This window comes from Fictibacillus sp. Mic-4, assembly GCF_049843615.1.
In the GTDB taxonomy this organism is placed as follows: Bacteria; Bacillota; Bacilli; order Bacillales; family Fictibacillaceae; genus Fictibacillus_A; species Fictibacillus_A gelatini.
In genome coordinates this window covers 1-761 of the sequence record NZ_JBBHZM010000113.1, presented here as the reverse complement: position 1 = coordinate 761, position 761 = coordinate 1, and the positions used below count along the sequence as shown (strand labels likewise).

Here is a 761-nt window from a genome sequence, read left to right as displayed (position 1 = left end):
TTTATTCAAGAAAAGGGCGCGTTTGTGAAGTAACAAAAAGGTCCGATTTCCCAATTTTAATGCTGGGAAATCGGACCTTTTTATATTTATATATAGTGCAAAATAGCACTTAAAATGAGTGCAAAATAACTCCAAAAGTGACAATCATAGTTAAGAGTGTCTCATAAGACTTATCTCAAAAACGAGGTGAAATTTTGCAGAAAATCGGTTATGTACGCGTCAGTTCGACTAGCCAAAATCCTTCAAGGCAATTTCGGCAATTGAACGAAATTGGAATGGATATTATTTATGAAGAAAAAATTTCAGGAGCCACAAAAGATCGTGAACAACTTCAAAAAATGTTAGAGGATTTACAGGAAGGTGACATTATTTATGTTACAGATTTAACTCGGATCACTCGAAGTACGCAAGATTTATTTGAATTGATTGATTTAATACGAAATAATAAGGCAAGCTTAAAATCATTTAAGGATACATGGCTAGATTTATCAGAAGATAATCCATATAGCCAATTCTTAATTACGGTAATGGCTGGTGTTAACCAATTAGAGCGAGACCTTATTCGTATGCGTCAGCGTGAAGGAATTGAGCTCGCAAAGAAAGAAGGGAAGTTTAAAGGACGGTTAAAGAAATATCATAAAAATCACGCAGGAATGAATTATGCAGTAAAGCTATATAAAGAAGGAAATATGACTGTAAATCAAATTTGTGAAATTACAAATGTATCTAGAGCTTCTTTATATAGAAAGCTATCGGAAGGA

1 protein-coding gene is annotated in these 761 nt (G+C 33.4%); it reads left to right on the top strand.

Annotated elements, in window-relative coordinates; genetic code table 11:
* Positions 1-194: 194 nt before the first annotated feature.
* On the top strand, positions 195-761 hold a 567-nt coding region (locus tag WD019_RS21685), incomplete at its 3' end, for a recombinase family protein (RefSeq protein WP_425712816.1).